This window comes from Nocardioides sp. GY 10127, from assembly GCF_004919085.1.
Taxonomy (GTDB): Bacteria; Actinomycetota; Actinomycetes; order Propionibacteriales; family Nocardioidaceae; genus Nocardioides.
Genome location: NZ_STGL01000006.1, coordinates 287,852 through 308,742 on the forward strand (window position 1 = coordinate 287,852; position 20,891 = coordinate 308,742).

Annotated in this window: 20 protein-coding genes; 11 read left to right on the top strand and 9 right to left on the bottom strand. The window is 75.6% G+C overall.

The window, feature by feature from the left end:
- Positions 1-2: 2 nt before the first annotated feature.
- Together E8D37_RS11430 and E8D37_RS11435 are read right to left on the bottom strand one after the other, a co-directional pair.
- Entirely contained in the window at positions 3-734 is a 732-nt protein-coding gene (locus E8D37_RS11430; RefSeq protein ID WP_136569891.1) for a zf-HC2 domain-containing protein, read from the bottom strand.
- Positions 731-1,342, bottom strand: coding sequence for a sigma-70 family RNA polymerase sigma factor (locus tag E8D37_RS11435; protein ID WP_240770360.1), 612 nt, complete (start codon positions 1,340-1,342; stop codon positions 731-733). The genes E8D37_RS11430 and E8D37_RS11435 overlap by 4 nt, the downstream gene beginning before the upstream one ends.
- A 261-nt stretch (positions 1,343-1,603) precedes the next feature.
- On the opposite strand from E8D37_RS11435, the gene E8D37_RS11440 reads away from it, so the two are divergent.
- Positions 1,604-3,787: a hypothetical protein gene (locus E8D37_RS11440; RefSeq protein ID WP_136569892.1), complete on the top strand. Its 2,184-nt coding sequence runs from the start codon at positions 1,604-1,606 to the stop codon at positions 3,785-3,787.
- 139 nt (positions 3,788-3,926) lie between these two features.
- Positions 3,927-5,252 (top strand): serine/threonine-protein kinase, encoded by a 1,326-nt coding sequence (locus E8D37_RS11445; protein ID WP_136569893.1) that lies wholly within the window; start codon positions 3,927-3,929, stop codon positions 5,250-5,252.
- A 35-nt stretch (positions 5,253-5,287) separates the two neighbouring features.
- Here the strand turns inward: E8D37_RS11445 and E8D37_RS11450 are convergent, their stop codons facing one another.
- Together E8D37_RS11450 and mca are read right to left on the bottom strand one after the other, a co-directional pair.
- Positions 5,288-5,569 carry a hypothetical protein gene (locus E8D37_RS11450; protein WP_136569894.1) on the bottom strand — a complete coding sequence of 94 codons (282 nt, stop codon included), beginning with the start codon at positions 5,567-5,569 and terminating at the stop codon, positions 5,288-5,290.
- Positions 5,566-6,510, bottom strand: coding sequence for a mycothiol conjugate amidase Mca (gene mca, locus E8D37_RS11455; protein WP_136569895.1), 945 nt, complete (start codon positions 6,508-6,510; stop codon positions 5,566-5,568). The genes E8D37_RS11450 and mca overlap by 4 nt, the downstream gene beginning before the upstream one ends.
- An 86-nt stretch (positions 6,511-6,596) precedes the next feature.
- On the opposite strand from mca, the gene E8D37_RS11460 reads away from it, so the two are divergent.
- The gene (locus tag E8D37_RS11460) at positions 6,597-7,019 is read left to right on the top strand and encodes a DUF4307 domain-containing protein (RefSeq protein ID WP_168929727.1); all 423 of its coding nucleotides are present in this window, start codon (positions 6,597-6,599) and stop codon (positions 7,017-7,019) included.
- Positions 7,020-7,344: 325 nt separating this feature from the next.
- Entirely contained in the window at positions 7,345-7,860 is a 516-nt protein-coding gene (greA, locus tag E8D37_RS11465) for a transcription elongation factor GreA (protein ID WP_136569897.1), read from the top strand.
- 111 nt (positions 7,861-7,971) lie between these two features.
- Here greA and ilvA read toward each other — a convergent pair whose 3' ends face one another.
- On the bottom strand, positions 7,972-9,180 hold the full coding sequence (ilvA, locus tag E8D37_RS11470) for a threonine ammonia-lyase (RefSeq protein ID WP_136569898.1): 1,209 nt from the start codon (positions 9,178-9,180) through the stop codon (positions 7,972-7,974).
- The gene (locus E8D37_RS11475) at positions 9,177-10,595 is read right to left on the bottom strand and encodes an AI-2E family transporter (protein WP_240770361.1); all 1,419 of its coding nucleotides are present in this window, start codon (positions 10,593-10,595) and stop codon (positions 9,177-9,179) included. Before E8D37_RS11475 ends, ilvA begins: the two co-directional genes overlap by 4 nt.
- Before the next feature lie 126 nt (positions 10,596-10,721).
- On the opposite strand from E8D37_RS11475, the gene msrA reads away from it, so the two are divergent.
- The 3 genes from msrA (at position 10,722) to E8D37_RS11490 (ending at position 12,584) form a co-directional block, all read left to right on the top strand.
- Complete coding sequence (gene msrA, locus E8D37_RS11480; RefSeq protein ID WP_136569899.1) at positions 10,722-11,369, top strand: peptide-methionine (S)-S-oxide reductase MsrA; 648 nt, start codon at positions 10,722-10,724, stop codon at positions 11,367-11,369.
- 177 nt (positions 11,370-11,546) lie between these two features.
- On the top strand, positions 11,547-11,891 hold the full coding sequence (locus E8D37_RS11485) for a YciI family protein (protein ID WP_136569900.1): 345 nt from the start codon (positions 11,547-11,549) through the stop codon (positions 11,889-11,891).
- A 66-nt stretch (positions 11,892-11,957) separates the two neighbouring features.
- Positions 11,958-12,584: a hypothetical protein gene (locus E8D37_RS11490; RefSeq protein ID WP_136569901.1), complete on the top strand. Its 627-nt coding sequence runs from the start codon at positions 11,958-11,960 to the stop codon at positions 12,582-12,584.
- Between the two features lie 44 nt (positions 12,585-12,628).
- On the opposite strand, the gene E8D37_RS11495 is transcribed toward E8D37_RS11490, so the two are convergent.
- A complete protein-coding gene (locus E8D37_RS11495; protein WP_240770362.1) occupies positions 12,629-14,458 on the bottom strand; it encodes a chloride channel protein in 1,830 nt (609 codons plus the stop codon).
- 75 nt (positions 14,459-14,533) lie between these two features.
- On the opposite strand from E8D37_RS11495, the gene E8D37_RS11500 reads away from it, so the two are divergent.
- The 4 genes from E8D37_RS11500 to E8D37_RS11515 all read left to right on the top strand — a co-directional run bounded on the left by E8D37_RS11500 (position 14,534) and on the right by E8D37_RS11515 (position 19,481).
- Positions 14,534-15,010 (top strand): MarR family transcriptional regulator, encoded by a 477-nt coding sequence (locus tag E8D37_RS11500; RefSeq protein ID WP_206055704.1) that lies wholly within the window; start codon positions 14,534-14,536, stop codon positions 15,008-15,010.
- Positions 15,011-15,109: 99 nt separating this feature from the next.
- Positions 15,110-16,717 carry a glycosyltransferase family 2 protein gene (locus E8D37_RS11505; RefSeq protein ID WP_136569903.1) on the top strand — a complete coding sequence of 536 codons (1,608 nt, stop codon included), beginning with the start codon at positions 15,110-15,112 and terminating at the stop codon, positions 16,715-16,717.
- The gene (locus E8D37_RS11510) at positions 16,714-18,147 is read left to right on the top strand and encodes an acyltransferase (RefSeq protein WP_136569904.1); all 1,434 of its coding nucleotides are present in this window, start codon (positions 16,714-16,716) and stop codon (positions 18,145-18,147) included. Before E8D37_RS11505 ends, E8D37_RS11510 begins: the two co-directional genes overlap by 4 nt.
- Positions 18,144-19,481 (top strand): AarF/ABC1/UbiB kinase family protein, encoded by a 1,338-nt coding sequence (locus E8D37_RS11515; RefSeq protein ID WP_136569905.1) that lies wholly within the window; start codon positions 18,144-18,146, stop codon positions 19,479-19,481. Before E8D37_RS11510 ends, E8D37_RS11515 begins: the two co-directional genes overlap by 4 nt.
- Before the next feature lie 18 nt (positions 19,482-19,499).
- Here E8D37_RS11515 and E8D37_RS11520 read toward each other — a convergent pair whose 3' ends face one another.
- On the bottom strand, positions 19,500-20,279 hold the full coding sequence (locus E8D37_RS11520) for a hypothetical protein (RefSeq protein WP_136569906.1): 780 nt from the start codon (positions 20,277-20,279) through the stop codon (positions 19,500-19,502).
- A 37-nt stretch (positions 20,280-20,316) separates the two neighbouring features.
- Positions 20,317-20,862, bottom strand: a complete 546-nt coding sequence (locus E8D37_RS11525) for a DinB family protein (protein WP_136569907.1) — start codon at positions 20,860-20,862, stop codon at positions 20,317-20,319.
- Positions 20,863-20,891 lie beyond the last annotated feature (29 nt).

A 20,891-nucleotide genomic window follows, 5' to 3' on the forward strand; every position in this document is an offset into this window, starting at 1 on the left:
CCTCAGAGCCGGCTCCAGAGCACGGTGCGCCCCTCCGCGTCCGTGACCACGACCCGCACCGCGTCGTCGCGCAGCAGCGACGACTGCAGGTTGCAGTGCATCTCCTTCTCCCCGACGCCGACGAACTCGCCCGCGGGCAGCATCGTCCCGTCCTCGGCCTCGAAGGACGCCCGGTAGACCTCCCCGGCCGCGAACCCGGTCGCGGTGATCCGCAGCTCGACCCCCCAGGTGTGCGGCACCAGACCTGCGTCCTCGACCTGGACGTCCTCCCCGCCCGCGTGCCGCAACGACACCGGCTCCCACGGGATCGTCGGCGTGGCCGCCACCTCGGTCTCGGGGGCGGTGCCCCGCCCCAGCCCGACCCCGGCGCCGGCCACGGCGACGAGGACGGCGGCGGCGACCGCCACGCGCAGGGCACCCCGCCGGCGGCGAGCGGCGCGGGCGCGGGCCAGCTCGTCGTCGGTCCGCTGCTCGCGCGCGGTGCGCTCGGCGGCGACCTGGGCACGGATCGCGGCCCCCAGGTCCGGCGGGGGGACGGCCGGGCGCTCGAAGGCGTCCGCGTCCAGGCGGTCCAGGGGGCCGCGCAGGCCGGCGATCTCGGCGACGTCCTCGCGGCACTCGGCGCACCCGTCGAGGTGGGCACGCACGGCGCCCGCCTCGTCCTGCTCGAGGTGACCGAGCACGTAGGAGCCGAGCGCCTCGCGCAGGCGGGCGTGCTCCTCGGGGTCCGTCACGGTGCCACCCCCATCTCGTCCATCGCAGCGCGCAGCGCCTTGAGCCCGTAGAACACCCGGCTGCGCAGCGTGCCGACCGGGATGCCGAGCTCACCCGCCACCTCGTCGTAGGGGCGCTCGCGCAGGTGCGTCTCGACGACGGCCACCCGGTGGTGCTCCGCGACCCGGCGCAGCGCCTCCTCCAGGAGCCAGCCCTCGACGAGCCGCTCGGAGGGATCCTCCACCTCCGGGGCGTGCTCGCGCACGCTCGGGGGGTCGACCAGGCTCGCCTCCCAGGGGCGGACCCGGCTGGCGCGGGCGTGGTCGAGCATGGTGTTGCGGGCGATGCCGAAGAGCCAGACACGCAGCGAGGCGAGCGTCGGGTCGTAGCGGTCGGCGTTGCGCCACGCCTTGAGGAACGTCTCCTGGGTGACGTCCTGGGCGGCGCCGGCGTCACCGAGGCCGCGCAGCACGAAGCGGTAGATCTCGGCACCGTGCAGGGCGTAGGCCGCGTGCACCGCGTCCTCGTCCTCCAGCCCCGTCACCGCCACCGGGCGGCTCGGCGTGGCCGCGGGGGGCCCGGTTCGCGGCGTCCGCCGGGCGCCGGTCCGGCTCGTCGTCTCGTCCACGTCGTCCTCGTCCCTGCCGTGGCCGCGCGGTCGACGACCCTCTCCCCTGCCTTCGACGTGACCACGATCGCGGATGGGTCAGGACCCGCCCCACCCGCCCGCGGACCAGACCGGAGGGGCTGGTCGAGAAGAAGTCCGAGGACGTCGTGAACGCGCCCGGTCCGGGCGACGTACCCACTCCCGAGCGTCCGGGCCACCGACCACCGGCGGCGGCGCTCGCAGCGACGGCCCTCAGCCGTCGACCCGACGAAGGGCGAGACGATGACGACACCCCCCACCACCCGACGCCGTCCGGCGCCGCGACGCCTCCTGGCGCTCGCCGCCGGCTCCCTGACCCTGGCGGCCACCGGCCTGCTCCCGCTGGCAGCGCCCGCCCAGGCCGCGACCGACTTCGCGGAGCGCGTCCGCGTCGACGACGAGCGGGGCCTGCGCACCGCCGTCCGGGCCGCCAACACCTCCGGGGAGCGGACGCTCGTCCGGCTCACCCACGACGTCACCCTCAGCACCGCCGGCACCGGGGGCGCCATGAAGGGCGACCTGGACGTGACGGGCGACCTCGTCGTCGACGGCGCGGGCCACACCGTGGACGCCGCCGGCATCGACCGCGCCTTCGACGTCGCAGCGGGCGCGAGCCTGGTGCTGCGCAACGTCCGCATCGTCAACGGCGCCGCCCCCGAGACCGAGTCCGGCGGCGCCGTCCGCAGCGCCGGCACCCTGGTGCTGCGCGGCGCCGTCGTCGCCGACAGCGTCGTCACCGGCACCGGCGCCTCCGGCGGCGCGGTCATGAACGACGGCGGCACCCTCTCCGTCATCGGCTCCCGCCTCGTCCGCAACACTGCGGTCCGCGCCGGTGGCGCCATCGAGGCGTTCGAGGGCTCGACGCTGGTCCGCGGCTCCCAGCTGCGCAACAACACCGCGGGCGCGGAGCCCGGCAACGGCGGCGCGCTCCACCTGACCGGCACCGGCACCGTGGACGTCGGGGGCAGCCGCGTCGTCGGCAACACCGCCTCCGCCGAGGGCGGCGGCCTGTGGAACTCGGCGACCGGCACGATGATCGTGCGTCGCACCGTCCTGCGCGGCAACACCGCGTCCGGCGCGGAGGCCACGCAGGGCGGTGGCGCCCTGTTCAACGACGGCGGCGACCTCACCGTCGCCCGTGGGCTGATCGCCGGCAACGTCGCCGACGGCGCCGCGGGCTCCGGCGGCGGCGTGCTCAACGACAACGGCGGTGACCTGGTGCTCACCGGCAGCACCCTGCTCGCCAACACCGCCACTCGTGCCGGCGGTGGCGTCGAGGGCACCACCGGCACCATCACCATCACCGGCTCCGAGCTCGCCGACAACGTCACCGGCGCGGCGCCCGGCAACGGCGGCGCCCTGCACGTCACCGGCGACACCACCACGATCGTCGACGCCAGCCGGGTCACCGGCAACACCGCCTCCGCCGAGGGCGGCGGCCTGTGGAACTCCGCCACCGGCACCATGGAGGTCTGGGGCAGCGTCGTCAGCGGCAACACCGCCTCCGGCGCGGCCGCGGACGAGGGCGGCGGCGGCCTCTACAACAACGGCGGCTCCCTGACGGTGGTCGGCTCGCAGGTCTCCGACAACGTCGCGGACGGCGCGGCCGGCTCCGGCGGCGGCGCCCTCACCCTCGGCGGCACGTTCGTGGTCGACCGCTCGGTCTTCTCCGGCAACAGCGCCCAGCGGGCCGGCGGCGGCATCGAGGCCAACCTCGGCGACACCACCGTCCGCCGCAGCGAGCTCTCCGGCAACGACGCCGGCACCGCGCCCGGCAACGGTGGCGGCCTGCACCTGACCGGCGCCGGCACGGTGACGGTCCGCAGCAGCGACGTGCTCGACAACACCGCCGTCGAAGGTGGCGGCCTGTGGAACTCCGCCACCGGCACCATGACCGTCGTCGCGACCGTGCTCGACGGCAACACCGCCACCGGCAACGACGCCACCCAGGGCGGCGGCGGCCTCTACAACGACGGCACCATGACCGTCCGCGACACCGAGGTCACCGGCAACCTCGCCACCGGCACGTCCGGCTCCGGCGGCGGCCTGCTCAACGTCGGCGGCACCGTCACGCTCGACTCCGTCGTCCTCGACGACAACACCTCCTCCCGCGCCGGCGGTGGGATCGAGACCGCGGACGGCGTCCTCGACCTCACCGACGTCGACGCGAGCGGCAACGTCACCGGCAGCGCCCCCGGCAACGGCGGCGGCCTGCACGTGACCGGCGCCGGCGTCGTCACCTGGGACGGCGGCACCGTGACCGGCAACACCGCCACAAACCAGGGCGGCGGCCTGTGGAACTCCGCCACCGGCACCATCGTCGCCACGAACCTGGACGTCTCGGGCAACACCTCCCCCGACGGCGCGGACGTCTACAACGTCGGCGGGCCCTTCACGCTGAACGGGACGCCGGTCCCCGCGTCCTGACCCACCGCTCGATCCCGCGCTCGACCCTCCTGGCACCCCTCGCAGGAGGGCACCGCCCCGGCCCCTGGTCTCAGGGGGCCGGGGCGGTGCCGCGCCCGGGGTGGTGTGAGCAGCGCCGTCGCGGGGCACGCTGCCGGGGATGTCCGAGACCACCCGCACCCAGACGCTCGCGGGGCGCTACCGGCTCGAGCACGTGCTCGGCTCCGGCGGTGCCGCGGACGTCCACCGCGCCACCGACCTCGTCCTCGACCGGCCCGTGGCGGTCAAGGTGCTGCGTGCCGGCACCGCCGCGCTCGAGGACGACACCACCGCGCGCGCCCGCTTCGAGTCCGAGGCGCGCCTGCTGGCCCGCCTCTCCGACCCGGGGCTGGTCTCCGTGCTCGACGCGGGCACCGACGACGGCCGCCCCTACCTCGTCATGGAGCTCGTGGAGGGCGGGTCGATGGCCGACCTGCTCGCCTCCGGGCCGCTCGCCGGCCCCCGGGCCGCGGCGATCGGCGCGTCCGTGGCCGGCGGGCTCGCCGCGTGCCACGAGGCCGGGATCGTGCACCGCGACGTCAAGCCGGCCAACGTCCTGCTGGACGGAGCGGGCCGCGCGAAGCTCACCGACCTCGGCATCGCCCGCCTCCTCGACCAGACCGACGGCCACACGCGCACGGGCACGACGATCGGCACCGCCGCCTACCTCGCGCCCGAGCAGGCCCGCGGGGAGCAGGTGACCGGCGCGGCGGACGTCTACGCGCTGGGCCTGGTCCTCCTGGAGTCCCTCACCGGCGTCCGCGCGTTCCCCGGGACCCCGGCGGAGTCCGCGCTGGCGCGGCTGCACCGCGACCCCGCGGTACCCGGCGACCTGCCCGACGGCTGGGCGCCCCTGCTCACCGCGGCGACGGCCGCGGAGCCCTCGGCCCGGCCCACGGCCGCGGACCTGGCGGCCCGGCTGCACGAGCTGGCCACCGGGGCACCGGCGGAGACCGCCGTCCTGCCCTCCGGGGACGCCACCGCCGTCCTGGGGGCCGGCGCCGTGGGCGCGGCCGCGTGGTCCGGCACGGGCGCCACCACCGTCCTCCCGCCCGGGACTGGCGAGGGCGCCGCGGCCGGTGGACCCGGCCGTCGACGGCTCGGACCCGCCCTGCTGGCGCTGGTCGGCGTGGCCGTGGCCGTCCTGGCGGTCGTCGGAGCGGCGTCCCTGCTCTCCGGCGGCGGTGACGGTGCGCCGGCCGACGCGGCCACCAGCAGCGCGACGTCGAGCACGGCGCCGACGTCCAGCTCGGCGAGCACGCCCACCACGAGCGCGGCCGCGCCCACGACGTCGGCGACGTCCGCGACGGTGGACGAGAAGGCCGCCGAGAAGGCGTCCCGCGACGCCGAGAAGGCCGCGGAGAAGGCCTCGCGCGACGCCGAGAAGCAGGCGCGGGAGGCCTCGAAGGCCGCCGAGAAGGCGGCCAAGGAGGCGGCCAAGGGCTGAGCCCCCGCCTGCGGGTCCCTCAGTCCTGGCGTCGCTCAGTCCTGGCGCGGGGCGGTGCCCTCGGTGGACTCCTGGGCGGGCTCCTCGGCGACGGGCTCGTCGCCGTACACGCCGGCCTCCTGGGCCCGGCGCGCGTTGCGCAGCCGGTGGCTCAGCGAGAACGCGAGGACGCCGAAGGCGACGAAGAGCAGGACGATGACGAGGACGCCCATCCAGCCGGCGGTGACGTCGTCGGTCTCGGGCACCGGGTCCAGCTGCTGGTCGGTGAAGGGCAGCACGCCGGCGACGAGCAGGAGCGGGACGGACAGGGCGCTCACGCGTCCTCCTCGGTGGTCTCGGTGGTGGGGGCGGGGTCGAGCGGCAGGAGCCCGGCGAACAGGTCGACCTCGGGGCCGACCTCGCCGACCCGGTTGACGACGAGCTCGTAGTCCTCGGTCGGCCACACCTCGGCCTGGAGCTCGCGCGGGATGGCGAACCAGTGGCCATCGGGGTCGATCTGGGTGGCGTGGGCCAGGAGCGCCTGGTCACGGACGCCGAAGAACGCCGAGCACTCCACCTTGGTGGTGATGCGGGCGTCCCACTCGGGCTCCGGCTTCCAGTCCTTGAGCCGCTCGGCCCACGGGGACTCCAGCCCGTGCGCCAGCATCGCCTCGTGCAGCGCCTCCATCCGGCGGCGGTTGAACGAGTGGTGGTAGTAGAGCTTGGAGACGCTCCAGGGCTCGCCGAGCTCGGGGTAGCGCTCGGGGTCGGCGGCGGCCTCGAACGCCTCGACGGCGACCTTGTGGCACATGATGTGGTCGGGGTGCGGGTACCCGCCGCGCTCGTCGTAGGTGGTGAGCACGTGCGGCTTGACCTCGCGGATCAGCCGGACGAGGGGCGCGGCCGCCTCCTCGAGCGGGACCAGCCCGAAGCAGCCCTCCGGCAGCGGGGGCTTCGGGTCGCCCTCGGGCCAGCCCGAGTCGACGAAGCCCAGCCAGTGCTGGGTGATCCCGAGGATGTCGCGGGCCCGCTCCATCTCCTGGCGCCGCACCTCGGTGATGTTCTCGAGGATGTCGGGGCGCTCCATCTTCGGGTTGAGGATGGAGCCGCGCTCGCCGCCCGTGCAGGTGGCGACGTGCACCTGGGCGCCCTGCGCCACGTACCGCGCGGTGGAGGCGGCGCCCTTGCTCGACTCGTCGTCGGGGTGCGCGTGGACGTGCATGAGGCGCAGGCCGGCGTACGGCCTGTCCCCCGGCTGCGGCGACGGGTGCGGCGACATGTCCTCCATCGTAGGAGCGCCCCCTCCCGAACGCCCCTTCGCGGGTGCCGGGCGGGCGCCCGAGGCCGGGGTGCGAGGATGCGGGGGTGACGAGCGCGCAGCCGACCGACCCGCACGACGCCGAGCTGGCGCAGCGCTACGGGCGCCGCTCCCGGTGGCCGCTCGTCGCGGCCGCCGTGGTGGTGGCGCTCTTCGTCGTCGTCGCCGGCGGGCTGCTCACCTGGGCCGCGGTCTCGTCCTCGGACCCCGAGGTGCAGTCGGCGCTCGTGACGTTCGAGGTCGTCGACTCCCACGAGACCACCGCCTCCGTGAGCGTCTCCCTCGCCGACGGCGCCTCGGGCGTCCAGTGCGTCGTCCGTGCGTACGCCGAGGACAAGACGACGGTCGGCGAGGAGTCCTTCGTGCCGACCGGCAGCGGGCGCATCGAGGTGAGCATCCGGACCGAGCGGCGCGCGACGTCCGTGGAGAACGTCGGCTGCACCGCCGACGGCCAGACCCGGGCCCGCTGAGCCGCGCCCGCTGAGCCGCGCCCGCTGAGCCGGGCCGGCACCGGGGCTCTCCGGACGGCCCCTCTCCCCTCGGGTGGTCCGCACGACCTGCGCGCGGGAGCACGGATTGTTAAACTGCCACTTCTGACTGTCTCGCCGGGCCACCGCGAGTGGCCCGCCCGGCGCCCGGGTCGAGGCCGCGTCGCGGCACACCGGGAACGGACGTCAGGGCAGGTCCGACCCCCGTCGGGCCCGTCACCACGACACCCGAGGAGGACCTCGGGAACGCCGCACGGGGCGCCACGCCCCAGGGCGACGACCCGTTCGTCTCACGGTAGGAGCAGGAATGACGCAGTCCACGGAGCAGGGCAAGGGCACCATCTGGCTGACCCAGGAGGCCTACGACAAGCTCAAGAACGAGCTCGCCGAGCTCCAGGGCCCCGTCCGCGCGGAGATCATCGAGCGGATCTCCGCCGCTCGCGACGAGGGCGACCTCAAGGAGAACGGCGGCTACCACGCGGCGCGCGAGGAGCAGGGCCGCCTCGAGGGCCGCATCCTCCAGCTGAAGGACATGCTGGAGCGCGCCGAGGTCGGCGAGACCCCGGAGGACGACGGCACCGTCGCCCCGGGCACCAAGGTCACCTACAAGTTCGTCGGCGACGACGACGACGAGGCCGAGACCTTCCTCCTCGCCGCGCGCGAGATGGAGGACTCGGTGGAGGGCCTCAAGGTCTACTCGCCGCAGTCGCCGCTGGGCAGCGCCATCATCGGCGCGAAGGTCGGCGACACCGTCGGCTACCAGGCCCCCAACGGCCGCACGCTCGAGGTCGTCATCCTCGGCGCGGAGCCCTTCACCGGCTGAGCACCCCGCACGTCACGACGGCGCCGACCCCGCACGGGGTCGGCGCCGTCGTCGTTCCCGGCCGGCGTCGTCCCCGGCCGTCGCGGCGCTCGCCAGGTGGGTTCGCAGGGGTCAGGTCACCACGCGGTAGCCGCACTCCCGCAGCCGCGCGACGAGGGCGGCGGACGCCTCCGCGCCCCGCGTCTCGAGCTGGAGGCGCACCTCCACCTCGTCCATCGACAGGGCCGGCGAGGTGCGGGCGTGGCCGACCTCGAGGACGTTGCCGCCGTGGCCGCCCACCTCGGAGAGGAGCGCCGCGAGGCCGCCGGGCCGGTCGGGCAGGGTGACGATCAGGTCGAGGTAGCGCCCGGCCGCGGCCATGCCGTGCCGGATCACCTTGCCGAGCAGCAGGGGGTCGATGTTGCCGCCCGAGACCACGGCCACGCACGGGGTGGGGAAGCGCGACGGGTCGTCGAGGACGGCCGCCACGGCCGCGGCCCCGGCGGGCTCGGCCACCAGCTTGGCGCGCTCGACGAGGCCCTGCACCGCGCGGGCCAGCAGGTCCTCCGAGACGGTCACGACGTCGTCCACGTGCTCGCGGACGGCCGCGAGCGTGAGCTCCCCCGGCGTGCCCACGGCGATGCCGTCGGCCATGGTCGCGAGCTGGGTCAGGGGCACCGGGCGGCCCTGCGCCAGCGAGGCCGGGAAGGCGGCCGCGTCCTTGGCCTGCACGCCGATCACCCGGACGTCGGGCCGCAGCGTCTTCACCGCGATGGCGACGCCCGCGAGCAGCCCGCCCCCGCCGGTCGGCACGACGACGCTCGCCAGCTCCGGCAGCTGCTCCACGAGCTCCAGCCCGACGGTGCCCTGCCCCGCCACCACGTCCGCGTGGTCGAAGGGGTGGATGAAGACCGCGCCGGTGCGCGCCGCGTGCTCCTGGGCGGCCTCCAGCGCGGAGGCCAGGCTCGGCCCGGCGAAGACGACCTCGGCGCCGTAGGCGCGGGTGGCCCGCTCCTTCGGGATGGGCGCGCCCTCGGGCATGAACACGGTGGCGCGGACGCCGAGCAGCTGGGCGGCCAGCGCGACGCCCTGCGCGTGGTTGCCGGCGGAGGCGGCCACCACCCCGCGCGCCCGCTCCTCGCCGGAGAGCCGACTCAGGCGCACGTAGGCGCCGCGGATCTTGAACGACCCGGTGCGCTGGAGGTTCTCGGCCTTCACCCGGACCTCGCCGCCCGCCTGGGCGGTGAGCCACCGGGACTCCTCCAGCGGGGTCGGCACGACGATCCCGGCGAGCACCTCGCGGGCCGCTCGGACGTCGTCCAGGCCGACCGGGAGGCTCACGCGCGGCCCTCGCCGGTGCCGGTGCCGGTGCCGGTGCCGCCATCGGCGGAGAGCGCCGGTGGGTCGCCCGGGTCGAGGCCGGGCTCGGGCTCGCCCGGGCCGGTGAGGGAGGCCAGGTGAAGCACGACGGCGTTGAGGGCCGCGGCGGTCGGGACGGCCACGAGCGCCCCGGCGACGCCGGCCAGCAGCACGCCGACCGCGATCGCCACGATGACCGCCAGCGGGTGCACCGAGACCCAGCGGCCCATGAGGAACGGCTGCAGGATGTGGCCCTCGAGCTGCTGCACGACGATGACGCCGATCAGCATGATGAGCGCGGCCCACAGCCCCTGGTCGACGAGCGCCACGAGCACCGCGACGGTGCCCGCGATCGTCGCCCCGATCATCGGGACGAACGCGCCGAGGAAGACCAGGACGCCGATGGCCGCGACGAACGGCAGGCCCATCGCCCAGGCCCACACGCTGATCCCCACGGCGTCCACGAACGCCACGATCACCGTGGCGCGGACGAACTGCGTGAGCGAGATCCAGGCGACGTGCCCGGAGGAGTCGACGCGGTCGCGGGCCGACCAGGGGGCGAGCCGGACGATCCACGACCAGATCCGCTCGCCGTCGGCGAGGAAGAAGTAGGTGGAGAACAGCGCGATGAAGAACCCGGCGAAGACGTGGCTCAGGGTCAGCCCGACCTCGGTGATGCGGGTGAGCAGCTGCGAGGACTGCCCGGGCTCGGACGTGAATTGCTGCGTGATGTAGTCCTGCGCCTGGTTGATGTAGTCGTCGATCTGCGTGTCGCTGGCCTGCAGCGGACCGGTCTTGAGCCACTCCCGGATCTGCTGGAGGCCCTGGACGGTGGAGTCGGCCAGGTCGGTGGACCCGTTGGCGATCTGCTGGCCCACGAACGTGAGGCAGGCGCTGATGACGGCGATCCCCACGACCACCGTGAGCAGCGCGGCGACCCCGCGGGGCACCACCCGCGCGAGGCCGCCCACCACGGGCGCGACCAGCGCGGTGATCAGCAGCGCCACCACCACGGGGACGACCACGACGGAGAAGTAGGCGACCGCGTAGGCGACCATCGCGCCGGCCACGACGATGACGATGAACCGCCACGCCCACGCGGCGGCCAGGTCGACGCCCGCGGGCACCTTGGCGCTCACCGGACGGTCGGAGCCCACGTCCGGCATCGCGAGCTGCTTCTCGCGCTCCTCGCGCAGCGAGATCCACTGGGCGTTGAGCTGCGAGAGCTGCCCGAGGACGCCGCGGGCGCGCTCGGCCTCCTCCTCGGCCTGGTCGACGGCCTGGTTCGCGGCCTGCTCGGCGGCCTGCTGACGTTCGGCGCGGGCCCGCCTCAGCTCGGCCCGCCGGGCGCGGCTGGGGCGCGGCTCGGGCGCGGTGGGGGGCTCGCTGTCGTCCACCCCATGACCCTATCCGCGCGCCCCGACACCGCAGGGGTGGCGCGCGCGGGAAGCATCGGCCCCGGCGCTGCGTTGTGCCCCCTGCCAGGCCCGCGAGGGCAGTCGAGGACGACTCCGGAGGCGCACGTGTTCTTCGCCCGCAAGCAGACCGAGCTCATCGACGCGGGGCAGACCCTGCCCGGCCGCGACCGCGAGCTCCTGGACCCGCGCACCCGCCACCTCGTGCTCGGCACGCCGGTGGTCACCGACGAGGTGCCCGACGGCCTCGAGGTCGCCCTGTTCGGCCTGGGCTGCTTCTGGGGCGCCGAGGAGATCTTCTGGCAGGTGCCGGGCGTGTGGTCGACCAGCGTCGGCTACGCCGGCGGCACCACGCCGAACCCCACCTACGAGGAGGTGTGCACGGGCATGACCAACCACACCGAGGCGGTGCGGGTGGTCTTCGACCCGAGCAAGGTCTCCTACGCCGACCTGGTCAAGCAGTTCTTCGAGGTGCACGACCCGACCCAGGGCATGCGCCAGGGCAACGACGTGGGCACGCAGTACCGCTCCGCCCTCTACTACGCGAGCCCGGAGCAGGAGCAGACCGCCACGGAGCTCACCAAGGTCTACGGCGAGGAGCTGGCCCGGCGCGGCATCGGCGCGATCACCACCGAGGTCCGCCCGGCCGCCGAGACCCCGTACTACTACGCGGAGGACGGCCACCAGCAGTACCTGCACAAGAACCCGTACGGGTACCGCTGCCACGCGAACACCGGGGTGCCGTTCCCGGCCTGATCCCGGGCCCGCCGGCCCGGGTCTCCGTCCCCGGACCGGAACAACGCCGCTCCCGCGGGCCGGCCGCACGCATCACCGCAGGTCACGGACCTGGGGCCGCGGCCGCGCCCCGGGTTGTTCCGGTCTGAGGACGGCGGGAGGCTGGCGCCGGGCGGGCGGACGGGTCAGGCTGACCGCATGACGCAGTACCTGATCTTCTTCAACCAGCAGTGGGTCGGCGACCACCCCGCCGAGTGGTACGCGAGCCGCGGACCGCTGGCGCGGGCCGTCGTCGCGGACATGGAGGAGGCCGGCGTCCTGGTCTTCGCGGGCGGGCTCGAGGAGGACCCGGCCGACGGGTTCAGCGCCGACGCCACGTCCGGCGAGCTCGTCCTCTCCCCCGGCCCCTACCGCGAGACCGCCGAGTTCGTCGGCGGCCTCACGATCGTGGACGTCGCGGACGAGGACGCCGCCCGGTACTGGGGCGGCAGGGTCGCCGAGGCCTGCGGCTGGCCCCAGGAGGTCCGGGCTTTCAAGGGCTGACCCGCCGACAGGGCGCGCCCGGTCGGGTGGCGCGCAGGGCCGCCCTCACGTGGCATCGTGCCCGTCATGACGACCGCAGCGCCGCTCGACGTCGACGCCACCGTGAGCATCGAGCGCGCCACCGGGCGCCCCCCGCTCACCGACCGCCCCGACGAGCAGGTCTGGACGCGCACGCTCGTCGGGCTGGGCCTGGCGCTGGTCGGGGCCGCCGCGGCCTGGACGCTGGCGCTGTCCATCGGCAACCTCGGCGGGTACCACTGGGCCGACGAGGCCCTCGTGCCCACCGACGGCCGGGCCCACGAGGTCACGGTGACCGCCGGCGAGACGACCCGCATGTGGACGGCGATGACGCAGATGCCCGGGTGCCGCGTGGCGGACACGGCCAGCGGCGACCGCATCGCCCTGGCCTCCTCGCAGGAGTACACCCGCCCGGCCGGCTCGATCGGCAGCTGGATCGCGGGCGCCGAGTTCGTCCCGACCTCCGACACGGTGACCGTGGCGTGCGCGAGCACCGGCACGGACGTCGTGGCCGTCGGCGCGGGCGGCGGCACCTGGCTGGTCGACACCACCTCGGACGCCATGCGGGCCCCGGTGTCCCTCGCCGTGCTCGGCGCCGGGCTGCTCGTGGCGGCGATGGTGCTGGGCCTCGCCCGGCACCAGGGCACCCCGCCCGCCCCCGGCTCGCGGCGCTGAGGGCGAACGACCTACCCGGGCCGCCGCCGCGCCGGGCGTGACGTCTAGGGGCGCAGGCCCGCGAGCGCGGCCGGGTAGGTGAGCCACCCGACGACCCGCTCGGCGTCCGCGGAGCCCTCGGCCCCGTGCACGGGCACGGCGGGCGCGTGGGCCGACTCCAGGGCCCGGAGCGCGTCGGCCAGGGTGTCGCCGGTGCGGACGCGCTCGGGGTACTGCTCGACCAGGGCCACCGGGTCCGCGTCGTCCGACCCCTCGGCGAGGTGGTGCGCGACGGTGGCGGCGGTGACCGTGCCGACGTACTCGCCGCGGCCGTCGACCACCGGCAGCACGCCACCCGAGCGGGCGAGGACGGGGACCGCGTCGGCGAGCCGGGTGCCGGCGCCCAGCGGCTCCGGGACGGCCAGCATGACGTCACCGACGCGGCGGCGGACGGCGATGGTCTCGGGGTTGCGCAGCAGGTCGACGCCCCGGCGGGCGAGCTTGAGCGTGTAGATCGTCTCCTTGCTCAGCCGGTGCGAGAGCCCGGTGGCCAGGACGATGGCGACCATGAGCGGCAGGATGATCGCGTAGTCGCCGGTCAGCTCGAAGAGCATGACGACGGCCGTGATCGGCGCGCGGGCGGCACCGGCGAACACCGCGCCCATGCCGACGACGGCGTAGACGGCCGCGTCCGAGGCGCTGCCGCCGGTGAGCAGGGCGACCGTCTGGCCGAACGCGGCGCCGAACATGGCGCCGATGAAGAGGCTGGGGGCGAACACGCCGCCGGAGCCGCCGATGCCGATGGTGAGGCTGGTGGCGACCATCTTGCCCACGAGCAGCACCAGCAGGAACGCGATCGCGTAGTGCCCCTCGACGGCGTCGCCGAGCACCGGGTAGCCGACGCCGTACATCTGCGGCAGCACGAGCAGGACGACGCCCAGCGCCAGGCCGCCGACGGCCGGCCGCAGCCACTCCGGGCCGCGCCACAGCCAGTCGCAGGCGTCCTCGATGGCGTAGAGGACCTTGGAGAACCCGACGCCGACGACACCACCCAGCAGGCCGAGGAGGGCGAAGAGGGCGAACTCCCACACGTGGCCCACCGAGATCGACGGCAGGGAGAGGAACGGCTCGTCGCCGAGCGCTGCCCGGCTGATGACGGCCGCGGTGACGCTGGAGACGACGACCATGCCGAAGGCCTGGGCGGCGAAGTCGGCGAGGATGAGCTCCATCGCGAAGAACACGCCGGCGAGCGGGGTGTTGAAGGTGGCCGCGATGCCGCCGCCGGCACCGCAGGCGACGAGGACGCGCATGCGCGACTCGTCCATCCGGAGCAGCTGGCCCAGCGAGGAGCCCCAGGCGGAGCCGATCTGCACGATCGGCCCCTCGCGGCCCACCGAGCCGCCGCCACCGATGCACAGCGCGGAGGCGAACGCCTTCACGGCCGGCACCTGGGGGCGGATGCGGCCGCCGTTGCGGGCCACCGCGAACATCACCTCGGGCACGCCGTGCCCGCGGGCCTCGGGGGCGAAGCGACGCACGACCGGCCCGTAGACCAGGCCCGCGACCACCGGGGTGACCAGCACGAAGAAGGGGCCCAGCCACGGGACCCAGGGGTTCGCGGCGCCGGCGACGGCCGAGTAGTCCTCGTACCCGCTGAGCAGGTACGTGAAGGTGTGGATGAGCCACCGGAAGACGAGCGCGAGCAGGGAGGCGCCCACGCCGACGAGCAGGGCCAGGACGATCAGCCCACCGTCGGAGGCGCGCAGCCAGCCCGCCGCTCGCGGCAGCAGGCCGGCCTCGCCCCGGGAGGTCGGGGAGGACGCCAGGGTGCGGCCGGGCGGCCGCTCGGGGGTCCGTGCCGGGGCGGTCGGGGACGCGTCGGAGCCTGATTGCACGGTGCAATGATTGCAGATGCCAAGTTCGTCGGGCGAATCGCTCCGCCAGGTGGACCGGGCGGTAGCGTGGCGGCCGTGAGCCCCACCGCAGACGCCGAGATCGACGCGCTGGTCGGCCGCCTGCTCACGGCCTCCCGCGCACTGGTGGGGGTGTCGGCACGGTCGCTGGCGGACGTCGAGGACACCGTCACCCTCAGCCAGTTCCGCACCCTCGTCGTCCTCGACAGCCACGGACCCACCCGCCTGGCCCAGCTCGCGGAGCGGCTCGGCGTGGGGCCCTCCACCGCTCTGCGCGCCGTCGACCGCCTCATCGCCACCGGCCACGCCGAGCGCCGCGGCAGCGAGGTGGACCGCCGCGAGGTCGTCATCGAGACCAGCGAGCACGGCCGGGCGCTGGTCGCCGAGGTCACCCAGCGGCGCCGCGCGGCGATCGAGAAGATCGTCCGGACCATGCCCGCCGAGCACCGCGACGGCCTCGTCGCCGCGCTCAGCGCCTTCGCCGAGGCGGCCGACGAGCCGCCCGTCGACTCCGCCACCAGCCTGGGCTGGTAGCACCGGCCGACCGACCCGCTGGTCCAGCCGGGCGTGACGCGCGCGCCCCCGCCTCGTTCTCCTCGTGAGGGGCGACGGCCCCGACGAGGGGGCCGGACCATGACCGAGACGACCGGGGAGATCGGCGCACCCCCGCCCCTGCGTGCGCGCCCGGCCCCGTCCGGCCACCGGACCACCGCGGCGCCGCGCCCCGAGGACCTGCCGACCCGCACCTGGCACCGCCGACGCCCCGGGCCCAGGCGCACGCGCCTCGCCGCCGCCCACGCCCGGCGCTCGCGCGGCCGCCAGGCCGCGGTCGAGGTGGCCGCCGCCCTCCTGGGCCCGCCCCTGCTGGGCTTCCTGGTCTACCTGCCGCTCGCCTTCTGGCTCCCCCACGTCCTCCAGGCGTGGTTCTGGGTGGTCTTCGTGCTGCTCCTCCTCACCACCCTCCAGATCACCACCGAGTGCGCCCGCGCCGCGCGGTTCCCCGAGCCGCCGCTGCGCCACGAGCTCCCCGACGAGCACCTCCCGACGTTGGCGGCCGTGGTCGCGGCCTACCTGCCCAACGAGACCGACGTGCTGCTCGAGTCCGTGCTCGCGCACCTGCGGGTGGACTACCCCGTCGACCGGCTGCTCGTGGTGGTCGCCTACAACGGCCCGGCGCCCGAGGGCTCGCCGGCCGCCCGCACCGAGCGCGGCCTCGCCGAGCTGGCGGCCGTCGACGAGCGGGTGCTGCCGCTGCGGGTCGAGGGCTCGGGCACCAAGGCGGAGAACGTGATGGCTGCCCTGCGCCACCTCGAGGGGGTCGTGGACGTCGTCGCGGTGTTCGACGCCGACCACCACCCCGACCCCCAGGCGCCGAGGCGGGCCGCCCGCTGGCTCTCCGACGCCGCCGGCGACCGCCGCTTCGACGTCGTCCAGGGCCAGTGCGTCATCCGCAACCGGCACGACTCCTTCGTGGCCCGCACCGTCGCCGCGGAGTTCGCCGTCATCTACGCGGTGGCCCACCCCGGCCGCACCGTCGTGCACGACTTCGGCATCTTCGGCGGCTCCAACGGCTGGTGGCGCACCGACGTGCTCGCCCAGGTGGGCCTCGACCCGGCCATGCTGACCGAGGACATCGACGCCTCCGTCCGGGCGCTGGCCGCCGGCGCGCGGCTCGGCACCGACCCCCGGCTGGTCTCCAGCGAGCTCGCGCCGACCACCTGGCGGGGGCTGTGGACCCAGCGGATGCGCTGGGCCCAGGGCTGGTGGGAGGTCAGCCTGCGACACCTGCGCCCCCTGCTGCGCGACCGCTCCCTCACCCGGGTGCACCGCCGCGGGATCGCCCTGCTCCTCGGCTGGCGCGTCGCCCACCCCTTCGTCGCCGCGCAGGTGGTGCCGATCCTCGCGGCGCGGCTCGTCGCGGGAGACCGCCTGCGGTGGGACCTGCTGCCGATGCTGGTCGCCGCGTGCGCCGTCCTCGGCATCTCCGTGCTCCAAGCGGCGGTGGCGTGGCGCCTGGCCCCGCCGGGCCACCGCCACCCCGGCCTCTACGTGCGCTACGCGCTGGTCGGCACCCTCTTCTACGGCCAGCTCAAGGGCGTCACCACCCAGGCGGCCGTGGTGCGCGACTGGCTGGGCGTCCACCGCTGGGAGATCACGGGCAGGACGTCGCGGGCCCGCCGCGCCGGTCACCGCACTGGTCACCGCGCTGGTCACCGACGCCTCCTCCGGGCGGCGCGATGAGCGCGCCGTCCGCCACCGGCCGCACGCGGGCCGGCCTCGGCTTCCGCCGCCCGTCCCACCGCCCGGGCGCCCGCTCCGCGACGGTGCTCGTGGGGGTCACGGGCTGGCGCTCGATCGCGGCGCTGCTGGTCGTCGTGTTCCACGTCTGGCAGAACATGGGCACCGACGGCACCGGCGTCGGCCCGTGGACGGACGTGCCCGCCGCGATCGCCTTCTTCGGCAACGTCGACCTGGTGCTGGACCTGTTCTTCGTCCTCTCCGGGCTCCTGCTCTTCCTGCCCTTCGCGCAGGCGGCGCTCGACGACGCCCGCCCGGCGCCGGCGTGGCGGACGTTCCTGTGGCGGCGCAGCGTCCGGCTGTTCCCGCTGTACTGGGTGGTCGTGGTGCTGGCCTGGTCGACGTACAACTACGGCATCACGACGGCCCGGTGGGACGACCTGCTGGTGCACCTCGCCCTGCTCCAGGCCTGGAGCAGCGAGCTGATCTTCTACACGATCGGCCCCGCCTGGACCCTCTCGGTGGAGTGGATGTTCTACCTCGCCCTCGCGGCGCTGGGGCCCCTGCTCGTGCGGCGGGCCCGGCTGCGGGCCACCACCGCGGCCCGGGTCCGGCTCCTGGTGGCGGCGCTGCTCGGGGTCGTCGCGGCGTCCGTGGCCTACAAGCTCTGCGTCGAGCTGTGGTGGCAGCCGCCGGTCACGGACTGGGCCTGGCGCTTCGGCCCGCCGGCCAAGGCCGACGACTTCGCCTACGGCATGCTCGCCGCCGTCGTGGTGGTGCTCGTGGGACGTCGCGGCCTCCCCGCCTGGCTGCTGCCCGTGCCGCTGGCGGGCGCGCTGTGGCTGTTCTCCACCGCCCTGGTGCTGCTCGACGAGACCCGCACGCCGATCCAGCACGCGCTGCGCACCACCACCAGCGGACTGGCCTGGGCGATCGTCCTGCTCGCCCTCGCCACCTGCCGGCAGACCTGGCCGGGCCGACTCGTCGACAACCCCCTCACCGTCCGGCTCAGCGTCGTCACCTACGCGCTCTACCTCGTGCACGAGCCCGTGCTCCTGGCCTACGAGCGCACCGGGCTGTTCCTCACCCGCCCCACCCCGCTCGCCTACGCGGTGAACCTCGCGGTGGTCCTGCCGCTCGCGCTGGCGGCCGCGTGGGTGCTGCACCGGCTGGTCGAGGAGCCGTGGACGGACCTGGCGGCCTGGCAGGCGCCCCGGGGCGGCCGAGCCCGGCTGTACCCCGACCGCTCCCTGGACCTGGCGGCCCACCGCATCCGCCGGCACGCGGCCCTGGCCGACCTCGGCACCGCCCCCGCCCGCAGCCTGCGGGACCAGGTGGACGCACGACTGGCCGCGACCCCGGGCGGGCACCGCCCGGGCGCCACGCTCGGGGGAACCGCGGCCCTTCCCCCGTCGGACACAATGACCTCATGACCGACCTGCCGCGCAAGGCGGCGGCCCGCACCGCCCGGCTCGCCGCGCTCCCCCTGGGCTACGCCGGCCGCTCCGCCCTGGGCCTGGGCAAGCGGCTCGGCGGCAAGTCCGCCGACGAGGTGCTCACCGACGTCCAGCAGCGCACGGCCGAGCAGCTCTTCCGCACCCTGGGCGAGCTCAAGGGCGGGGCGATGAAGCTGGGCCAGGCGCTCTCCGTCCTGGAGGCCGGACTGCCCGAGCAGCTCGTCGGCCCCTACCGGGCCGAGCTGGCCCGGCTGCAGGACGCGGCCCCGCCCATGCCCACCGCCACCGTCCGCCAGGTGCTCGCCGCGGAGCTCGGCGAGGACTGGGGCACCCGGCTCGTCCAGCTGGACGGCGGGCCCAGCGCCGCGGCCTCCATCGGCCAGGTGCACCGGGGCCGGTGGCACGACGGCCGCGACGTCGCGGTCAAGGTGCAGTACCCGGGCGCCGGCGAGGCCCTCCTGTCCGACCTCAGGCAGCTCGCCCGGCTGGGGCGCACCATGGCCCCGATCCTGCAGGGCATGGACATCAAGCCGCTCGTCGCCGAGCTCCAGGAGCGCGCCGCCGAGGAGCTCGACTACACGCTCGAGGCGCAGGCCCAGCACGCGTTCGCGCAGGCCTTCGCGGACGACCCCGACATCGTCGTCCCGGACGTCGTGGAGGCCGGCCCCACCGTCCTGGTGACCGAGTGGCTGGAGAGCGCCTCCTCGCTGGCCGCCGTCATCGAGGGCGGCAGCCAGGCCCAGCGCGACCACTACGGCGAGCTCTTCAGCCGCTTCCTCTTCGCCTCACCCGCCCGGACGGGGATGCTGCACGCCGACCCGCACCCCGGGAACTTCCGGGTCGTCCCCGGGCCCGACGGCGACACCGAGCGCGGTCGGCTCGGCGTCCTCGACTTCGGTGCCGTCGCGCGGCTGGACGGCGGCTTCCCGCCCGCGATGGGCCGGCTGCTCTCGATCGCCGCGACCTCGACGCCGGAGGACCTCGTCGAGGGCCTGCGCGCCGAGGGGTTCATCAAGGACAAGGTGAGCGTCGACCCGCAGCTGGTCGCCGACTACCTCATGCCGTTCGTGGAGCCCACGCTCGAGGAGCGGTTCCGCTTCTCCCGGGCCTGGATGCGCGGGGTGTTCGCGAAGATCAACGACCCGCGCGACCCCGCGTACACCGTGGGGCTCAAGCTCAACCTGCCGCCCTCCTACCTGCTCATCCACCGCACCTGGCTCGGCGGCCTGGGCATCCTGTGCCAGCTCGAGGCCGAGGCGCCGTTCCGGGAGATCCTCACCGAGGAGCTGCCGGGCTTCTCGGTGGGCTGACAGCGGGGCTCAGCGGCCCTAGGCGTCGACGGGCGCGTCGTCGGTCGGGGTCGGTGCCTGCGAGAGCGGGTCGTCGGCCACCCCGGCCAGCCGGTCGGTGACGTAGGTGATCACGGCGCCGGAGCCCGCCCCGGCCAGCAGGTCGAGCCCGCTGCGTCGGCCCGCGACGCTGTAGACCTGCACCTGGCCGCTGGCGGCGCCGGCCATGCCGATGGCGTCGGCGACCTCGGCGGACTCGCTGCCGTCGGCCACCACGATCGTGGTCGGCAGCGCCCCGGCGCCCTCGACGGCCTCGGTGGGCGAGAGCGCCGCCACCGCGTCGACCAGGTCGGGCTGGGCCGCCCCCAGGGCCAGGACGGCGGTGGCCTGGCGGCCGGCCCCGGCCAGCGTGACGGTGCCGGCGTCCGTGTCCTCCGCGAGCGCCTGCGCGACGTCGGCCAGCGCGTCGGCGCCCGCCGCGGGCAGCGCCACGACCAGGCGGCCGTCGGCGGCCAGCGAGGTCGCCAGCGGCGCCCACGCCTCGGCGTCCTCCCCACCCGCCAGCAGGACGACGTCCCGCCCGGCGCCCCACTGGGTGACCGTCACCCCGGCGACCTCGGTGGTGCTGGTCGCGGTCGGGTCGACGCTCACGGTCGCTGCCGCCTCGGGCTCCCCCACCTCGCTGGGTGCGCAGGCCGACAGCCCCACCGCGGCGGCCGCGGTGGCGACCAGCGAGGTGACGGCGACGGCGAGGGGCCGGCGGGCGGGGTTCGAGCGGGCGGGGTTCGAGCGGGCGGGGTTCGAGCGGGAGGGACGCACGACGAGCACGGTACGGGGCGCCCCCAGCCGCGGCGGGTCAGAGGTCGGTGGTGCCGTCGATCGACTCGCGGAGCAGGTCGGCGTGGCCGCAGTGGCGGGCGTACTCCTCGATCAGGTGCACGAGGATCCACCGCAGCGAGACCCGCTCGCCGTGCCGCTCGCGCACGGCCAGCCGGTCGAGCCCGGTGCGCCCCTCGTCGTCCACGCCGGCGAGGGCCTCGTCCACGCACGCGTCGGAGGTGGCGATCGCGGCCACGAGCAGCCCGTCCAGCTCGGCACCCCCGCGGCCCACGGCGAAGCTGATCTCCGCGTCGGCGTCGGCGTCCCAGTCGAGCCCCGCCCAGGGCTCGGCGGCGGGCCGGCCGAGGAGCACCTGCGAGCACCACCAGTCCTCGACGAAGGCCAGGTGGGCCAGCAGGCCGCCGAGGGTGAGCATGGACGGCGCCAGGCGGGTGTCGAGCCGCGCGGCGTCGAGGCCGTCCGCCTGCCGGCGCAGCGTGTGGCGGTAGTGGTCGAGGAAGGCGCGGAGCGTGGTCGTCTCGTCGCCGGCGACGGGCACGGGCGGGCGCGGGATCTCGCTCATGCGGGCGACGGTAGCGGCGCGCGGTCGGT

What these genes read in the sequence shown, in the direction of transcription:
- E8D37_RS11440 (WP_136569892.1), top strand. Translation starts at nt 1,604, where the DNA reads ATGACGACACCCCCCACCACCCGACGCCGTCCGGCGCCGCGACGCCTC.
- E8D37_RS11445 (WP_136569893.1), top strand. Translation starts at nt 3,927, where the DNA reads ATGTCCGAGACCACCCGCACCCAGACGCTCGCGGGGCGCTACCGGCTC.
- mca (WP_136569895.1), bottom strand. Translation starts at nt 6,510, where the DNA reads ATGTCGCCGCACCCGTCGCCGCAGCCGGGGGACAGGCCGTACGCCGGC.
- greA (WP_136569897.1), top strand. Translation starts at nt 7,345, where the DNA reads ATGACGCAGTCCACGGAGCAGGGCAAGGGCACCATCTGGCTGACCCAG.
- E8D37_RS11485 (WP_136569900.1), top strand. Translation starts at nt 11,547, where the DNA reads ATGACGCAGTACCTGATCTTCTTCAACCAGCAGTGGGTCGGCGACCAC.
- E8D37_RS11490 (WP_136569901.1), top strand. Translation starts at nt 11,958, where the DNA reads ATGACGACCGCAGCGCCGCTCGACGTCGACGCCACCGTGAGCATCGAG.
- E8D37_RS11505 (WP_136569903.1), top strand. Translation starts at nt 15,110, where the DNA reads ATGACCGAGACGACCGGGGAGATCGGCGCACCCCCGCCCCTGCGTGCG.
- E8D37_RS11510 (WP_136569904.1), top strand. Translation starts at nt 16,714, where the DNA reads ATGAGCGCGCCGTCCGCCACCGGCCGCACGCGGGCCGGCCTCGGCTTC.
- E8D37_RS11515 (WP_136569905.1), top strand. Translation starts at nt 18,144, where the DNA reads ATGACCGACCTGCCGCGCAAGGCGGCGGCCCGCACCGCCCGGCTCGCC.
- E8D37_RS11525 (WP_136569907.1), bottom strand. Translation starts at nt 20,862, where the DNA reads ATGAGCGAGATCCCGCGCCCGCCCGTGCCCGTCGCCGGCGACGAGACG.